Origin of the sequence: Bacillus sp. TH25 (genome assembly GCF_016650935.1) — a bacterium.
GTDB lineage: Bacteria > Bacillota > Bacilli > Bacillales > Bacillaceae_G > Bacillus_A > Bacillus_A mycoides.
The window spans coordinates 488,532-504,086 of sequence record NZ_JAEKEU010000037.1; the positions used below are offsets into that span (position 1 = coordinate 488,532).

The following is a 15,555-nucleotide window of genomic DNA, read 5'->3' on the forward strand; positions in this document are numbered from 1 at the left end:
AATGAATATGAAAAATGAGCTTCATGTAATCTCAAATGGCCATATGCCATTTGAAGAATTAGTGAATGTAGCGATGCAAATTGAGAGTGAGATTGATTATTTGCATATTCGTGAGCGTGAGAAGAGTACGAAGGAATTGTATGAAGGTGTGGAAAGTCTTTTAAAAAAAGGCTTTCCGCCATCTAAGCTTGTTATAAATGATCGAATTGATATCGCCATTCTATTAAATATTCCTCGTGTTCAACTAGGATACAGAAGCGCAGATGTAAGGTTAGTGAAAGAAAAATTTTCTTATTTGCATGTCGGTTATTCAGTACATTCGCTAGATGAAGCGATAGTAGCATTTAAAAATGGAGCAGATTCACTCGTTTATGGTCATGTATTTCCGACAGATTGTAAAAAAGGTGTACCAGCGAGAGGATTAGAAGAAATTACTCATATGGCAAGTTGTTTATCCATACCAATAACTGCAATTGGTGGGATTACCCCTGAAAATACAGGTGATGTTCTTGCAAATGGTGTAAGTGGCATTGCTGTTATGTCCGGGATTATAAGCAGTAGTAATCCGTATAGCAAGGCGAAATCTTATAAGGAATCAATAAGAAAGTGGGCGGAAAAACATGTGTAAGAAGTATGATGTAGCGATTATTGGCGGAGGTGTAATTGGTAGTTCAGTTGCACACTTTCTAGCAGAAAGAGGGCATAAAGTAGCGATTGTAGAGAAGCAAAGAATCGCATCTGAAGCTTCGAAAGCAGCTGCTGGTTTACTCGGTGTTCAGGCAGAATGGGATGCATATGATCCGTTGTTTGAGCTTGCTAGAGAAAGCCGTGCTATATTTCCACAACTTGCAGAAGTTTTACGTGAAAAAACAGGCATCGATATTGGGTATGAAGAAAAGGGCATTTATCGCATCGCTCAAAATGAAGATGAGAAGAAAAGAATTCTTCATATTATGGATTGGCAACAGAAAACAGGTGAAGATTCATATTTTCTAACGGGTGATCGTTTGCGAGAAAAAGAGCCGTTTCTATCCGAATTAATTATAGGAGCAGTATATTATCCAAAAGATGGTCATGTTATTGCACCAGATCTTACGAAAGCATTCGCACACTCCGCGGCATTTTCTGGAGCTGACATATATGAACAGACAGAAGTGTTTGATATTCAAATTGAAAACAATAAAGTGGCTGGAATTGTTACGAGTGAAGGTGTAATAACATGTGAAAAAGTCGTTATCGCTGGAGGCTCATGGAGTACGAAATTACTACATTATTTCCATAGTGATTGGGGCACGTATCCTGTGAAGGGTGAAGTTGTTGCAGTAAGAAGCAAGAAACCGCTCTTGAAAGCTCCTATTTTCCAAGAACGTTTTTATATTACGCCGAAACGTGGTGGCCGTTACGTAATTGGGGCAACAATGAAGCCTCATACGTTTAATAAGTCTGTACAACCAGAAAGTATTACTTCCATATTAGAGCGTGCCTACACAATATTGCCTGCTTTAAAAGAAGCAGAATGGGAAAGTACGTGGGCTGGGTTAAGACCGCAGTCTAATCATGAAGCTCCTTATATGGGAGAGCATGAAGAAATAAAAGGTTTATATGCTTGTACGGGCCATTATCGAAACGGCATTTTATTAAGTCCTGTTTCTGGTCAGTATATGGCTGATTTAATAGAAGGAAAGCAGGAGAATCACTTGCTAGATTCATTGCTTTCTAAAACGGTTTAGAAAGGGGATGGAAGTTTGAATTTAAAAATTAATGGTAACCAAATTGAAGTACCAGAGAGTGTAAAAACAGTAGCTGGGCTACTTACACATTTAGAGTTAGATAACAGAATTGTTGTAGTAGAACGTAATAAAGATATTTTACAAAAAGATGATCATAACGATACATCTGTTTTTGATGGGGATCAAATTGAGATTGTAACTTTCGTAGGAGGCGGTTGATTATGTTAAACATTGGACAATTTTCATTTCATTCTAGACTTTTATTAGGAACAGGGAAATTTCCTGATTTTGATGTGCAGCAAAAGGCAATTGATGTTTCTGAGGCTGAGATTTTAACATTCGCAGTACGTCGTATGGATATATTTGATGCGAAGCAGCCTAATTTATTAGAGAAACTTGATGTGAAAAAATATACGTTATTACCGAATACAGCAGGAGCAAAAAATGCTGAAGAAGCTGTTCGTATTGCAAAATTAGCAAAAGCTTCTGGACTTTGTGACATGATAAAAGTAGAAGTTATTGGTGATGATAGAACGTTATTACCTGATCCAGTAGAAACGTTAAAGGCATCTGAAATGTTACTAGAAGAAGGATTTATCGTTCTTCCTTACACATCTGATGATGTTGTATTAGCACGCAAACTACAAGAACTTGGTGTGCATGCGATTATGCCAGGAGCATCACCAATTGGATCAGGACTTGGTATTGTAAATCCATTAAATTTAAGCTTCATTATTGAACAAGCGACAGTACCAGTTATCGTTGACGCAGGTATTGGTAGCCCAGCTGATGCGGCATTTGCGATGGAATTAGGAGCGGATGGTGTGTTATTGAATACAGCTGTTTCGGGAGCAAAAGATCCTATTAAGATGGCACAAGCAATGAAATTAAGTATTGAGGCAGGTCGTTTAGGTTTTGAAGCAGGTCGTATTGCACGCAAGCGCTGCGCGACAGCAAGTAGTCCTTTAGAAGGAATGAGCGTAGTTGAATAATCGATATTCTCGCCAAGAGCTATTTTCTCCAATTGGGGAAGAAGGGCAACAAAAGATAAGGACAAAGCATGTACTTATTATCGGTGCAGGCGCATTAGGTAGTGCAAACGCAGAGATGTTTGTAAGAGCAGGCGTTGGTCAAGTAACAATTGTTGACCGTGATTATGTCGATTGGAGTAATTTGCAAAGACAACAATTGTATGCAGAGAGTGATGTAGAGAATAATCTTCCGAAGGCTGTAGCGGCAAAAAAACGTCTAGAAGAGGTTAATAGTGAAGTAAGAGTAGAAGCTCGCGTTCAGGATGTAACGGCTGAAGAGTTGGAAGAACTCGTTACAAATGTTGATGTAATCATCGATGCGACTGACAATTTCGAAACACGTTTCATTGTGAATGATATATCGCAAAAATATTCTATTCCATGGGTTTATGGGGCATGTGTAGGGAGTTACGGTCTTTCTTATACTATTCTTCCAGGAAAAACGCCATGTTTATCTTGTTTATTACAATCGATTCCGCTTGGCGGAGCGACATGTGATACAGCGGGGATTATATCGCCTGCTGTGTCTCTTGTCGTTTCTCATCAAGTAACGGAAACACTTAAACTGTTAGTAGAAGATTATGACTCGCTTCGAGATGGGCTTGTATCATTTGATGTATGGAAAAATGAATATTCATGTATGAATGTGCGAAAGCTTCGTAAACATAATTGTCTATCGTGTGGTGAACAGGCAGTATATCCATATTTAAATAAGGAAAACACTTCAAAAACAGCAGTGTTATGCGGGAGAAATACAGTTCAAATTAGACCACCTCATAAAGAGGAAATGGATTTTGAACAATATAAAAAATTGCTGAATGGTCGCGTGAATGATTTGAATGTAAATCCATATTTATTATCGTTTTCTGTTGAAGAAAAGAGATTAGTTGCTTTCAAAGATGGTCGTGTACTTGTGCATGGAACGAAAGATATAAGTGAAGCGAAAACAATTTATCATCGCTATTTTGGATAGAAAAGGATGAGTGGGATGAAAGTAAATAAAGCTTTAACAATTGCAGGATCTGATAGCGGAGGCGGCGCTGGAATTCAAGCAGATTTAAAAACTTTCCAAGAGCTTGGTGTGTATGGAATGACGGCTATTACAGCAATTACTGCTCAAAATACGCTTGGCGTTCAAGGGGTATATCCTGTTTCTTTAGAAGGAATTACGGAACAGCTGAATTCAATTGGTACGGATTTAACGCCAGATGCTGTGAAACTAGGGATGCTATTTAGCAGTGAAATTATTCAAATTGTCGCAGAACATATTAAGAAATTTGGCTGGAATAATATTGTGCTAGATCCTGTTATGATTGCTAAGGGCGGGGCATCATTATTACAACAAGAAGCAGTGCAAGCATTAAAAGAATATTTATTGCCACTAGCAACGGTTGTAACACCGAATGTTCCTGAAGCAGAAGTGTTAACTGGGATGGAGATTCATAATATAGAAGATAGTAAAAAAGCTGCAGAAGTGTTGCACGAATTAGGTGCTAAATATGTGCTTATGAAGGGCGGACATGCAGAATATCAAGGGAATGAAGTAATTGATTTACTCTTTGATGGAGAAGAGTTTATTGAATTTAGAAGTGAACGAATTCCTTCGAAGCAAACGCACGGAAGTGGGTGTACATTTGCTTCAGCGGTTACAGCAGGACTTGCGAAAGGCTACTTGATGGAAGAGGCGGTTCAAGAAGCAAAACGATTTATTAGTATAGCGATTGAAGAGCCGTTGAATATTGGAAGTGGTCATGGGCCGACGAATCATTTTGCGTATAAATTGAATAAAGCGCGTGCATAAGTGAAAATTCAACCAGTGGGGCTATATCCTCACTGGTTATTAAGGTTAATGATTAATAGAAGTTTAATATATGGTAGTGAATTTGATTTGGGTATCTTGTTTAAATGTGTCCTTTTAGATAAATAAAGTATATAAAAGGTGTGATGATATTAATATTAAAAATATAAGGTATGGAATCATAGCTTTCTTATTATTACTTAAGTATTTACTATAAATTAATAACAAACAAGAAATTTAAAAAATGATTTCTAGTGTAGTACGGAATTCAGTATAACTAGTAATAGTAACTAAAATCGCTAGAATTAAAAGTAACGAATTACCTAGAATGTTTATTATTTTAATAAAATTATTCTTTTTATCCTCGGTCATATAGCATCCTCGTTTCACGTTTAATTTTTAATCATTTCTTTATTTAGTATTATTATAATACGACTCATGAAAATTCCTATTGAATATAAATATTTATAATGTCTAGCAACAATGAAAAATCCATTTTAAGGATTTTTCATTGTTTACTTTTTCCAAATACAGGAGTAATATATCAGCCAGAATACATTTTTTGTAATACGCTGAGTCCAAATGTATGGAGCGGAGGAACCAATTTGTGCGTCGTCACTAGGGGTGAATCTTTCAATTTTGAAAGTAGGGCTACTCTCAAAGCCCGAATCCGACAGCTAACTTCGTAAGCGTCTTGAGAGAGGGCGGTGCCATGATGGATATATCACTTCGTCGATCTGATTAGTATAGGAGAATATCAATCTATGTTTGGATTCTTTTATGCTAAGGAGGATGAGGTACATGGAACTAACACTTATTTGTGTTGGAGAAGAAAATAAGGTAAAGAGTTTAAGAGAGCTAGCAGCATTTCAGCATGAGTTAATTATTTTTACAGCAAATGAAGAGATAGCAGATCAAGTTAGAAATTGTGGATTTGATTGGACTTATAGCTGTAATAAGGAGCAGGATTTTACTAGTATTTGCGAGCGGATTAAGAAAGTAATTTTATTAGGAGATGAGCTTCCGATAGTTAGTTTCTTCACAGAACGCATTCGTTTTTCTTTTCAAGCGCCTATTACTGTTGTTACAAGGAATAAACGATATCCGGCCAGGCTCTATGAAACAATTGGAGCTAAATTTGTAGTGTTTACGAACTGTGATAATATTTCTTTTTATTTTTTGAATAAGGTGGGGGAAATGAAGATGAAAGTGTTGTTACTAGGAGATATAGCGAATCGTTGGGCGGTATCGGTAGAGAGAGTTCACGAATTGGTAGTGCTCGATCCTCTTTTTCCAGGGCCATATATTATATTACCATCAAAAGATGTTTTGTATTTAGAGGTGGATATTACCGAATATGAGCAGTTACATGCAGAATTATCACAAGTTTATATTCGAGGGAGAAATTTGCGTGCTTTTTTACGAGGAGAATAAAGATTGAATGAAAAGAGAGCGAATGCTGAGTGCAACAAGCTATGCACTTCATGTCATTCGCTCTTTTTATTTCATATTTAAAAGATCATTTTTATGAAAAAGAAAGAAAAGACAAGGAAATAGATGGAATTATATGAATGATACTTAATGTAAGCGTTTAAACAGCGGGATATTTTCTTATTTTCAGTAATTTGCCTCTTTACAAGTTAAATATAGAGGAGTATATTTACTCTCATAAATCATTCATGAAATTTCCAAAAAAACCTAAAATCGCTGAGTTCCAGAAATGGAGCGGGGGAACCAATTTTGTGCATCGTCACTTGGGGTGAATCTTTCAATTTTGAAAGTAGGGCTACTCTTTAGGCCCGAATCCGACAGCTAACCTCGTAAGCGTTTAGAGAGGAGGTTTACTTTGTGTTGTTCGTTTCGAACACTAAGTAGAGCTTAGTGTTCTTTTTTTGATAATAAGATGGTAAATTTTAACAGAAGTGAGGGGTAGTTATGTTAGATGTTGTAATGATCGGGATTTTTGTTGGGTTAGTCGCATCAATGGCAAGTCTTGCAAGTTGGTCAGATAAAGTTGTGAAAGAAGGGAAGCAATCATGATGATTGCCTTATCGGTTATTGTTGCAGCGATTACGGTGTACTTAGTATACGCATTATTAAATCCAGAAAAGTTTTAATTAGGGGGAATCATTCATTATGATTTGGGTTGCAGTCATTATTACAATGCTCTTGTTTATTTTAGTAGCAAAGCCAATGGGGATTTATTTAGAGAAAGCCTTTCAAGGTAGCAAGAAGCTAGATAAAGTATTCGGGCCTTTTGAGAAACTTATTTTTAAAATTACAGGTGTAAAAGGATACAATCAAACGTGGAAACAGTATGCATTATCATTAGTTCTACTCAATGGATTTATGATTGTCGTTGTATATTTCATTTTCAGATTACAAGGTGTATTGCCATTAAATCCAGCGCATATTGAAGGGATGGAGCCTACGCTCGCTTTTAATACAGCGATTAGTTTTATGGCTGATACAAACTTACAACATTACAGCGGTGAAAATGGTTTATCATATTTATCACAATTAATCGGGATTACATTTTTAATGTTTGCGGCACCAGCAACGACGTTAGCGCTCGTTATGGCATTTATAAGAGGGCTCGCTGGAAAAGAACTTGGTAACTTTTTCGTTGATTTTACGAGAGCGTTAACGAGAGTTTTTCTTCCTATCGCATTTATTGCGGCGTTAGTCTTTGTCGCACTTGGTGTACCACAAACTTTAGATGGGGCGGTTACAGCACAAACAATTGATGGTGCGAAGCAAAGTATTTTACGTGGACCAGTTGCATCATTCGTTTCAATTAAGGAACTTGGGAATAATGGTGGTGGTTTCTTCGGAGCAAACTCAGCGCATCCATTTGAAAATCCAGGACAAATTAGTAATATTTTACAAATGATGCTTATGATGTTATTACCAACAGCACTTCCATTTACGTACGGAAGAATGGTAGGAAATAAAAAGCAAGGGCGTATCCTTTTTGTATCACTGTTCATGGTCTTTTTACTAGGATTTATAACGATTACGACATCCGAATTACATGGAAATCCAGTATTGAACCAAACGGGTATCCAGCATGTGCAAGGAAGCACAGAAGGAAAAGAAGTACGATTCGGAACCGTATTTTCTTCACTTTACGCGACAGTAACGACAGCTGCTGAAACAGGAGCGGTTGATACGATGCATGATACGTTAACACCAATTGGCGGTTTAGTTCCACTCGTAAATATGATGTTGAATACAGTATATGGCGGCGTTGGAGCAGGCTTTATCAATATTATCATGTATGCAATTATTGCAGTCTTTATATCAGGATTAATGGTCGGACGGACGCCAGAGTTTTTAGGTAAAAAGATTGAAGGTAAGGAAATGAAATTAATTGCGGTAACGATATTATTCCATCCGTTGCTTATTTTAGGATTTTCAGCATTAGCTCTTTCAACAAGTTTAGGAACAGATGCCATTTCTCATTCCGGTTTTCACGGTTTAACGCAAGTTGTATATGAATACACATCGTCAGCTGCGAATAACGGGTCTGGATTTGAAGGATTAGCAGATAATACGCCGTTTTGGAATATTACGACTGGTTTAGTTATGTTTTTAGGACGTTACTTCAGCTTAATTACGATGCTAGCTGTTTCTGCTTCACTGAAGGAGAAAACGGTCGTACCAGAAACAGTCGGAACGTTCCGTACGGATAATGGTTTATTTGGAGGAATCTTTATTGGAACGATTGTAATTGTTGGTGCGTTAACATTTTTCCCGATGTTAGTACTCGGCCCAATTGCAGAATTTCTTACATTGAAGTAATGGAGGGTAAATGATGAGACCGGTAGTAGTAAAAGAAAAACAAGTGAACGAGTCACAAATACATGTTATAGAAGATGAGGTTAGACAAGCGAAAACGTTGGATCGTGATATCGTGACGCATGCGATGAAACAATCATTTGCGAAATTGAATCCGAAAGTAATGATAAAAAATCCTATTATGTTCATTGTGGAAATTGGATTTATAATAACGTTACTTTTATCCTTTCTTCCAAGTAGTTCGAGTAGCGTACCAGGATGGTTTAATATAACAGTTTCTCTCATTCTATTATTTACAGTTTTATTTGCTAACTTTGCAGAAGCGTTAGCTGAAGGTCGTGGTAAAGCGCAAGCCGATTCTTTAAAACAATCGAAAAAAGATGTATTTGCAAATGTTGTAAAAGAAAATGGAGACATTGTTCAAGTTTCAGCAACTGATCTGAGAAAAGGTGACGTTGTTATTGTAAAACAAGGAGAAATGATTCCAAATGATGGTGAAGTAATTAAAGGATTAGCGTCTGTAGATGAATCTGCAATAACAGGAGAATCTGCTCCTGTTATAAAAGAAGCAGGTGGCGATTTTTGTTCCGTAACAGGCGGTACGATGGTCGTAAGTGATGAGATTACAGTTGTGATTACGAGTAACCCAGGTGAATCATTTATCGATAAAATGATTTCTTTAGTAGAAGGAGCTGCACGTCAAAAAACGCCGAATGAGATTGCTTTAAATACAGTATTAACGAGTTTAACTCTTATTTTCTTAATAGTTGTTGTGACGTTGCCGATTTTTACAAATTATTTAGGGTTTCAAATTGATACAGCTGTACTTGTAGCGTTGTTAGTTTGTTTAATTCCGACGACAATTGGTGGGTTATTATCAGCGATTGGTATTGCTGGGATGGACCGTGTGACAAAATTTAATGTGCTAGCAATGTCAGGGAAAGCAGTAGAAGCTGCGGGTGATATTAATACAATTATTTTAGATAAAACGGGTACGATTACTTTCGGAAACCGGATGGCACATACACTGCTTCCTGTAGGAAATGAAACGATTGAGCAAGTAGGAAAATGGGCTGCGATTAGCTCAGTTTTAGATGAAACACCAGAAGGTCGATCAGTTATAGAATATGTACAAACGAAATCTATATCATATAATAGAGAAATTGCAGAACAAGGTGAATTTGTTCCATTTAAAGCAGAAACGAGAATGAGTGGTGTTGATTTACAGGACGGAACGAAAGTGAGAAAAGGTGCTGTTAGTGCAGTTATTGAATGGGTTAGGTCGCAAGGCGGAACAATTCCGAAAGATGTGAATCAAAAAGCAGATTTAATCTCAAAAGAGGGCGGGACACCGCTTGTAGTTGCAGTAGATGATCGTATTTATGGTTTGATTTATTTAAAGGATACAGTAAAACCTGGTATGCGTGAACGTTTTGAACAATTACGTCAAATGGGAATTAAAACAGTTATGTGTACAGGTGATAATCCATTAACAGCAGCAACAATTGCAAAAGAAGCAGGGGTAGATGAATTCGTTGCCGAGTGTAAACCAGAGGATAAAATTGCGGTTATTAAAGCAGAGCAAGATAAAGGGAAACTTGTAGCGATGACAGGTGATGGTACAAATGATGCTCCGGCATTAGCGCAAGCTGACGTTGGATTAGCGATGAATAGTGGTACGACAGCTGCGAAAGAAGCAGCGAATATGATTGATTTAGATTCGAATCCAACGAAAATTATTGAGGTTGTAGGAATCGGTAAGCAATTGTTAATGACACGAGGTGCGTTAACGACGTTTAGTATTGCGAATGATATTGCAAAATATTTTGCAATCATTCCAGCAATGTTTACACTTGCGATTCCGCAAATGGAAGCATTAAACATTATGAAATTAACATCACCGCTTTCAGCAATCTTATCAGCATTAATATTTAATGCAGTTATTATTCCGTTACTCATTCCGTTAGCGATGAAAGGTATTGCGTATAAACCGATGAGTTCTAATGCACTACTTAGTCGAAACTTACTCATTTACGGGCTTGGCGGAGTGATCGTTCCGTTCATTGGAATTAAAGTAATTGATATGATTGTCGGCTTGTTCATATAAGGAAGAGGGGAAAAAAGATGGCGAAAAAACAAAGTATACTTTCACCAATTATTCGTATTACTTTTACATTTCTAGTCTTGTGTGGACTTGTATACCCGCTTATTGTAACTGGTATTGCGCAAGCGGTAATGAAGGATAATGCGGATGGAAGTCTTATATATAATGATAAGGATGAAGTAGTTGGTTCAAAATTAATCGGTCAAAATTTCACAGATCCACGTTATTTTCATGGACGTGTCTCTAGTATAGAATATAAAGCAGAAGCATCTGGTTCAAATAACTATGCACCGTCTGATCCAGAATTAGCAAAACGAGTTGAGAAAAGTATTGAAGACTGGAAGAAACAAAACCGAGCCGTTCCAGTTACAGAAGTACCGATAGATTTAGTGACGAATTCGGGTTCAGGGCTTGATCCTGACATTAGTCCAAAAGCGGCTTCTGTGCAGGTAGATCGCATCTCAAAATTAACGAATATTCCGAAAGAAAAGCTGGATCAATTGATTAAGGATCAAACGGAAGGTGCTGCACTTGGCTTGTTTGGAGAAGATCGCGTGAACGTTTTAAAGTTAAATTTAGAATTACAGAAATTAATGAAATAGTAACAGTGCTACCTCAATCTAACGGATTGAGGTAGTGTTGTTTCGAAAGAAAGGTTGTGAGTGTTTTGTATGCGGATGACTATAAACCGACGTTTCAAAGGCGAACACCAGAAGAGTATTTAGAATACATTCGTCAACAAAATCGAGGGAAGTTAAAGCTATATGTAGGAGCGGCTCCAGGAGTAGGAAAAAGTTATAAAATGCTTTTTGATGCAAGAGAAATGAAAAAAGACGGTATTGATATTGTAATTGGTTTAATTGAAACACATGGAAGAGAAGAGACAGAAGAAGCAATTGCTGATTTAGAAAAAGTTCCTTTAAAAGAAATACAGTATAAAGGAAAAGTATTTTATGAACTTGATGTAGAAGGAATTATAAAGCGTGCGCCGCAAGTAGTAGTTGTTGATGAACTCGCGCATAGTAATATTCCTGGTTCTAAACATAAAAAACGGTATATGGATGTACAGGAATTGTTAGAGGCTGGTATATCAGTGTTATCAGCGTTTAATATTCAACATTTAGAAAGTGTTCATGATATTGTAGCTCAAATTACGAATGTTAAAGTACGAGAGCGTATCCCGGATTTTATTTTGCAAAAAGCAAATGAAATTCAACTCGTTGATGCAACGCCGGAAGTGCTAAGGAAGAGATTGATAGATGGAAAGATATATAAGGAAGAAAAAATTCAGCAAAGTTTACAAAATTTCTTCACACTCAATAATTTAGGGGCACTCAGAGAGTTATCGCTTCGTGAAGTGGCAGATGATATGGATGAGAAAATTAGTCAAACAGTTACAGAACCAATTGGGGTGAAAGAAAAAATTCTCGTTTGTGTACAATACAGTTCAACAGCAGAGAAGTTGATACGAAGAGGTTGGCGTATGGCTGACCGGTTAAACGCTGAGTTGTATGTCTTAAATGTTGAGAGGGAAAATATAGATTCTCTTTCAGCGGGGAAAAAGCAAACAATTGAAGAGTGGAAGTCGCTAACGAATCAATTTGATGCGAGTTTTGTATTAGAAGAAGCGAAAGGAAGAAAACCGGCGGATGTTATTATTGAAGTTGCCCAGAGACTACAAGTAACACAAGTTTTACTCGGGCAATCTGCGAGAACACGGTGGGAGGAAATACGAAAAGGTTCTATTGTAAATGAAATTATGAGACAGACGAAGTATATTGATATTCATATCGTCGCTGATCAAAGAGCTTAAGAGACCATCTATAGGTCTCTTAAGCTCTTTGTGCAGCATGGGAATGTAGCATTTTCATTGCGTGTAAAACTATAAGTAGAAATATAATTGCCCCTAGGAAGAAAATCCAAAAGTAATTTTGATTAAATAAAAGAAACCCACCTACAATAGGCCCTGTACCCATACCAAGATAGCGAATGAAGTTGTACATACCGATGGCAGTTGCGCGTTCTTGTACGAATTCTTCCGTTAATAAAGTAGCGTGAGTCGGCATGGAAAGTCCCATACTAAAACCGTATAAAGAGGTAACGATAATTACGGATGGGATATTGATGCTATATGTGAAAGAGAATAAAGTGACACATATAATATTGAAGAAACTAGTGATGAATAAAGCCTGCTTTGTTGTGAAATGTTTTTGCAAAAATTTGTAGCAATAGCTTCCTAACATAAGAGAAAGGGACATCGGTACAAACATAAGACCAATTTCACTTGCGCTTAGATGAAATATATTTGTTAATATGCTAGGTAAAAAAACGAGGAAACAGAAATATATACAAAATTGAATAAAGCCAATAAGTGTAATGGAAAATCCAGTTTCATTTTTTAAGATAAGCCAGTAATTTTTTTTTGCTTTAGGTTTCTCAATTACATTTGTTTTTGTTTCTGGAAGTAGTGAAATGTTTATAATTAATAAGATTATGCCAATTGTGGATAAAAACAGAAATACAGATAAGTGGCCATTTATACTGCCGAGATAACCACCTATGAGAGGGCCGATTGCAGGTGCGAGAGCAAGTAACATTTGATAAAGGCTCATCGCTTCTCCGCGTTCTTTTCCTTCAAATAAATCACCGATAATCGTTGCTGCAACTACAGGTATAGCCGCTATTCCTATAGCTTGAACAGCTCTAAAAAAAAGAAATAAGTAAATGTTTGGTGAGAAAGCACAACCAATTGAGCCGATTGTACTAATGATTAAACTAGGGATAAGGACAGATTTTCGTCCCTTTGTATCAATTAAAGGTCCATATATGAGCTGCATAATCGCAAGAACGAATGTGAAAAGTGAAACGGTTAAATTTGCAAGATAAAGAGAAGTATGAAACGAATTTTGAATCATCGGTAAGATCGGTGTGTAAATATTTTGAGCGAAGGAACCGAGTAAGGCACTAATACAGACAACATATAAAATGAAATTCAGTTTGGTTTTTTCCATAATGCTAACCTCCTTGTTATTTAGTTTCCTTGGAAACTAAATTAATTTTAACATGATTTTCTCACTTGTAAAGATGGAGAAATGATTTTAAAATGGTATATAGTTAAATTGTTTCTTTGGAAACTTAGGAGGCGAACGGATTGGAACGTACAGCGAAACAAATGGAAATACTTTCGGATATTCGTACACTTTTTCATAAAAAAGAAGAGCATTTGAAAGAAAATAATGAAAAGTTTCTTCGTGAGACAGGTGTAAGTGGTATGTCTCTATCTGAATTACATGTTATCGAGTGTATCGGAAAAAATGGTCTCATGAATGTAACTGTTATTACGACAGAAATGGGAATGACGAAGGGTGCAATCTCTAAAATTTGTACAAAGTTGTTTCAAAAGCAATTCGTTGAGAAAATGCAAATGTTAGATAATCAAAAAGAAATTTTCTTCCGCTTAACGGAAAGAGGAAATGAAATATATAAAGCTCATGAAAAATTGCATAAACAAGCTGAAGAAAAGTGGCTGTTACTTTTAGATGGATATACGAAAGAAGAGCAAGATTTTATTCAAAGGTTTATAAAGGATGTCACTGGTCATTTGGAAATATAATTGGAAGAAAAAATCCCTCCATTTCAAGCCTTTTAAATATAATTTCTGAAAGAACTCATATATAATAGAAAAAGATACTTAACATAGTGAATAATTAAAGAGTCAATATATATAAAGAGGAGAGAATAACATGCTTGAAAATACGGGATTAGTATTAGAAGGCGGCGGTATGCGTGGTGTATATACGGGGGGGATACTAGAATACTTTATGGAACAAGATGTATATTTTCCATATGTAATCGGTGTATCAGCTGGTGCTTGTCATGCAGCGTCGTATCTTTCCAGACAAAGAAATAGAAATAAAACGGTCAATATTGATTATGTATCACACCCACAATATTTATCTTATAAAAACTTATGGAAAAAGCGTCAATTATTTGATATGGATTTCATTTTTCATGAAATTCCAGAAAAGCATGTACCGTTTGACTTTGAAACATATTTTAATAGTCCCGAGCGTTTCCTTGTAGGAACGACGGATTGTGAAACAGGACAGTCTGTTTATTTTGAAAAAGAGGGAACGAATGATGATGCGCTAAATTTATTACAAGCGTCTAGTTCATTACCTTTCATTGCACCAGTAGTAAATTACCGTGGTAAGCAGTTGTTAGATGGCGGGATTTCTGATCCAATTCCAGTCCGTAAAGCACAGGAGGATGGATTTAAAAAATCAGTCGTTATTTTAACGAGAAATCATGGTTACGCGAAGAAAAAATCAAAGTTTGGATGGGTTGCAGCGAAAGCGTATAAAAAGTATCCAAACCTTGTTAATACGATGCTAACTCGTTATGAAGTGTATAATGAAACACTTCACTACATTGAAAAAGAAGAGCAAGCTGGTAATTTATTTGTTATTCGCCCGGAAGTGCCTCTTCAAGTAGATCGTATGGAAAAAGATGCGGCAAAACTACAAAGTTTATATGAGCAAGGCTATGAAGATGCAAAGAGACAATTTGCAGATTTACAGGCGTTTTTGCAAAGTTAAAAACCTCTATATAGAGGTTTTTTTATTCATGGTATAATATGGATAAGAGGTGTGTGAAGGGGATACATATGGAAAATGTATATAAAGGGCTTAGACATACTGGATTTACTGCAATGCTTATTTTTGGTGGTGTATTTCTACTTCGTTGGTTCATTCATGATGAAATGTTATTAGATCAGCTTATTGGTTTTAGTATAGGAATGATGATGGTTGTTTCATCAGTTTTCATTCAAAAGTATAGTAAAGAATTACAGGTAAACGAAAAATATTAAAGGTTTCTAACCTCTTTTATATTTTTTCATAGTTAAGTAGTTTCGTCTTAGAGGAGGCTTTCATTTCTTCTATTACGTTTGTATTTAATAACGGAATGGGAGAACTTATGATAGCAATCTTCTTAGGCGTTACAGTAATAGCGAACTTTCTCTTACTTCTTGCATTGAAAGTAGTTCGTGTAATTGTTACAAAAGGAAAGTAGCGCATCGGAATTCGACGC

The 15,555-nt window shown here is 36.4% G+C and carries 17 protein-coding genes, 2 pseudogenes and 2 riboswitches; of the genes and pseudogenes, 18 read left to right on the forward strand and 1 reads right to left on the reverse strand.

Annotated features, from left to right (window positions below):
- Positions 1-7: 7 nt before the first annotated feature.
- The 14 genes and pseudogenes from tenI (at position 8) to kdpDN (ending at position 12,277) form a co-directional block, all read left to right on the forward strand.
- Positions 8-628 carry a thiazole tautomerase TenI gene (gene tenI, locus JFT89_RS21510; protein WP_016094759.1) on the forward strand — a complete coding sequence of 207 codons (621 nt, stop codon included), beginning with the start codon at positions 8-10 and terminating at the stop codon, positions 626-628.
- Positions 621-1,730: a glycine oxidase ThiO gene (gene thiO, locus JFT89_RS21515; RefSeq protein WP_016094758.1), complete on the forward strand. Its 1,110-nt coding sequence runs from the start codon at positions 621-623 to the stop codon at positions 1,728-1,730. The genes tenI and thiO overlap by 8 nt, the downstream gene beginning before the upstream one ends.
- Positions 1,731-1,745: 15 nt before the next feature.
- Positions 1,746-1,949, forward strand: coding sequence for a sulfur carrier protein ThiS (thiS, locus tag JFT89_RS21520; protein ID WP_001049509.1), 204 nt, complete (start codon positions 1,746-1,748; stop codon positions 1,947-1,949).
- Between the two features lie 2 nt (positions 1,950-1,951).
- A complete protein-coding gene (thiG, locus tag JFT89_RS21525) occupies positions 1,952-2,722 on the forward strand; it encodes a thiazole synthase (RefSeq protein WP_002134479.1) in 771 nt (256 codons plus the stop codon).
- Positions 2,715-3,734, forward strand: coding sequence for a thiazole biosynthesis adenylyltransferase ThiF (locus JFT89_RS21530; RefSeq protein ID WP_016094757.1), 1,020 nt, complete (start codon positions 2,715-2,717; stop codon positions 3,732-3,734). The genes thiG and JFT89_RS21530 overlap by 8 nt, the downstream gene beginning before the upstream one ends.
- Before the next feature lie 6 nt (positions 3,735-3,740).
- The gene (thiD, locus tag JFT89_RS21535; protein ID WP_195743284.1) at positions 3,741-4,562 is read left to right on the forward strand and encodes a bifunctional hydroxymethylpyrimidine kinase/phosphomethylpyrimidine kinase; all 822 of its coding nucleotides are present in this window, start codon (positions 3,741-3,743) and stop codon (positions 4,560-4,562) included.
- Between the two features lie 557 nt (positions 4,563-5,119).
- Positions 5,120-5,267: riboswitch (cyclic di-AMP (ydaO/yuaA leader) on the forward strand.
- Between the two features lie 93 nt (positions 5,268-5,360).
- Positions 5,361-5,738: pseudogene (locus JFT89_RS30365) on the forward strand (hypothetical protein); the annotation flags it as partial.
- A gap of 24 nt (positions 5,739-5,762) precedes the next feature.
- Positions 5,763-5,993, forward strand: a complete 231-nt coding sequence (locus tag JFT89_RS30370; RefSeq protein WP_042889410.1) for a hypothetical protein — start codon at positions 5,763-5,765, stop codon at positions 5,991-5,993.
- A 261-nt stretch (positions 5,994-6,254) separates the two neighbouring features.
- Positions 6,255-6,400: riboswitch (cyclic di-AMP (ydaO/yuaA leader) on the forward strand.
- A gap of 94 nt (positions 6,401-6,494) precedes the next feature.
- Positions 6,495-6,599: a SipW-dependent-type signal peptide-containing protein gene (locus JFT89_RS21545; RefSeq protein WP_000887888.1), complete on the forward strand. Its 105-nt coding sequence runs from the start codon at positions 6,495-6,497 to the stop codon at positions 6,597-6,599.
- Positions 6,596-6,676, forward strand: a complete 81-nt coding sequence (kdpF, locus tag JFT89_RS21550) for a K(+)-transporting ATPase subunit F (protein WP_000972378.1) — start codon at positions 6,596-6,598, stop codon at positions 6,674-6,676. The genes JFT89_RS21545 and kdpF overlap by 4 nt, the downstream gene beginning before the upstream one ends.
- A 19-nt stretch (positions 6,677-6,695) precedes the next feature.
- Positions 6,696-8,363: a potassium-transporting ATPase subunit KdpA gene (kdpA, locus tag JFT89_RS21555; RefSeq protein WP_016094754.1), complete on the forward strand. Its 1,668-nt coding sequence runs from the start codon at positions 6,696-6,698 to the stop codon at positions 8,361-8,363.
- 13 nt (positions 8,364-8,376) lie between these two features.
- Positions 8,377-10,467, forward strand: a complete 2,091-nt coding sequence (gene kdpB, locus JFT89_RS21560) for a potassium-transporting ATPase subunit KdpB (protein ID WP_016094753.1) — start codon at positions 8,377-8,379, stop codon at positions 10,465-10,467.
- A gap of 17 nt (positions 10,468-10,484) precedes the next feature.
- Positions 10,485-11,066: a K(+)-transporting ATPase subunit C gene (kdpC, locus tag JFT89_RS21565; protein WP_002063856.1), complete on the forward strand. Its 582-nt coding sequence runs from the start codon at positions 10,485-10,487 to the stop codon at positions 11,064-11,066.
- A 56-nt stretch (positions 11,067-11,122) separates the two neighbouring features.
- A complete protein-coding gene (gene kdpDN / locus JFT89_RS21570; RefSeq protein WP_002063857.1) occupies positions 11,123-12,277 on the forward strand; it encodes a KdpD-like non-kinase potassium sensor in 1,155 nt (384 codons plus the stop codon).
- Positions 12,278-12,296: 19 nt separating this feature from the next.
- On the opposite strand, the gene JFT89_RS21575 is transcribed toward kdpDN, so the two are convergent.
- Positions 12,297-13,475 carry an MFS transporter gene (locus JFT89_RS21575; RefSeq protein WP_016094752.1) on the reverse strand — a complete coding sequence of 393 codons (1,179 nt, stop codon included), beginning with the start codon at positions 13,473-13,475 and terminating at the stop codon, positions 12,297-12,299.
- Positions 13,476-13,615: 140 nt separating this feature from the next.
- Here JFT89_RS21575 and JFT89_RS21580 point away from each other — a divergent pair, with 140 nt between their 5' ends.
- From JFT89_RS21580 to JFT89_RS30375, 4 genes and pseudogenes are all read left to right on the forward strand, one after another.
- Positions 13,616-14,077, forward strand: coding sequence for a MarR family transcriptional regulator (locus JFT89_RS21580; protein WP_201040563.1), 462 nt, complete (start codon positions 13,616-13,618; stop codon positions 14,075-14,077).
- Between the two features lie 130 nt (positions 14,078-14,207).
- Entirely contained in the window at positions 14,208-15,062 is an 855-nt protein-coding gene (locus JFT89_RS21585; RefSeq protein WP_002063860.1) for a patatin-like phospholipase family protein, read from the forward strand.
- Between the two features lie 68 nt (positions 15,063-15,130).
- Positions 15,131-15,334 carry a hypothetical protein gene (locus JFT89_RS21590; RefSeq protein WP_016094750.1) on the forward strand — a complete coding sequence of 68 codons (204 nt, stop codon included), beginning with the start codon at positions 15,131-15,133 and terminating at the stop codon, positions 15,332-15,334.
- Between the two features lie 56 nt (positions 15,335-15,390).
- Positions 15,391-15,537, forward strand: a pseudogene (locus tag JFT89_RS30375) (sugar ABC transporter ATPase); the annotation flags it as partial.
- Positions 15,538-15,555: the final 18 nt, after the last annotated feature.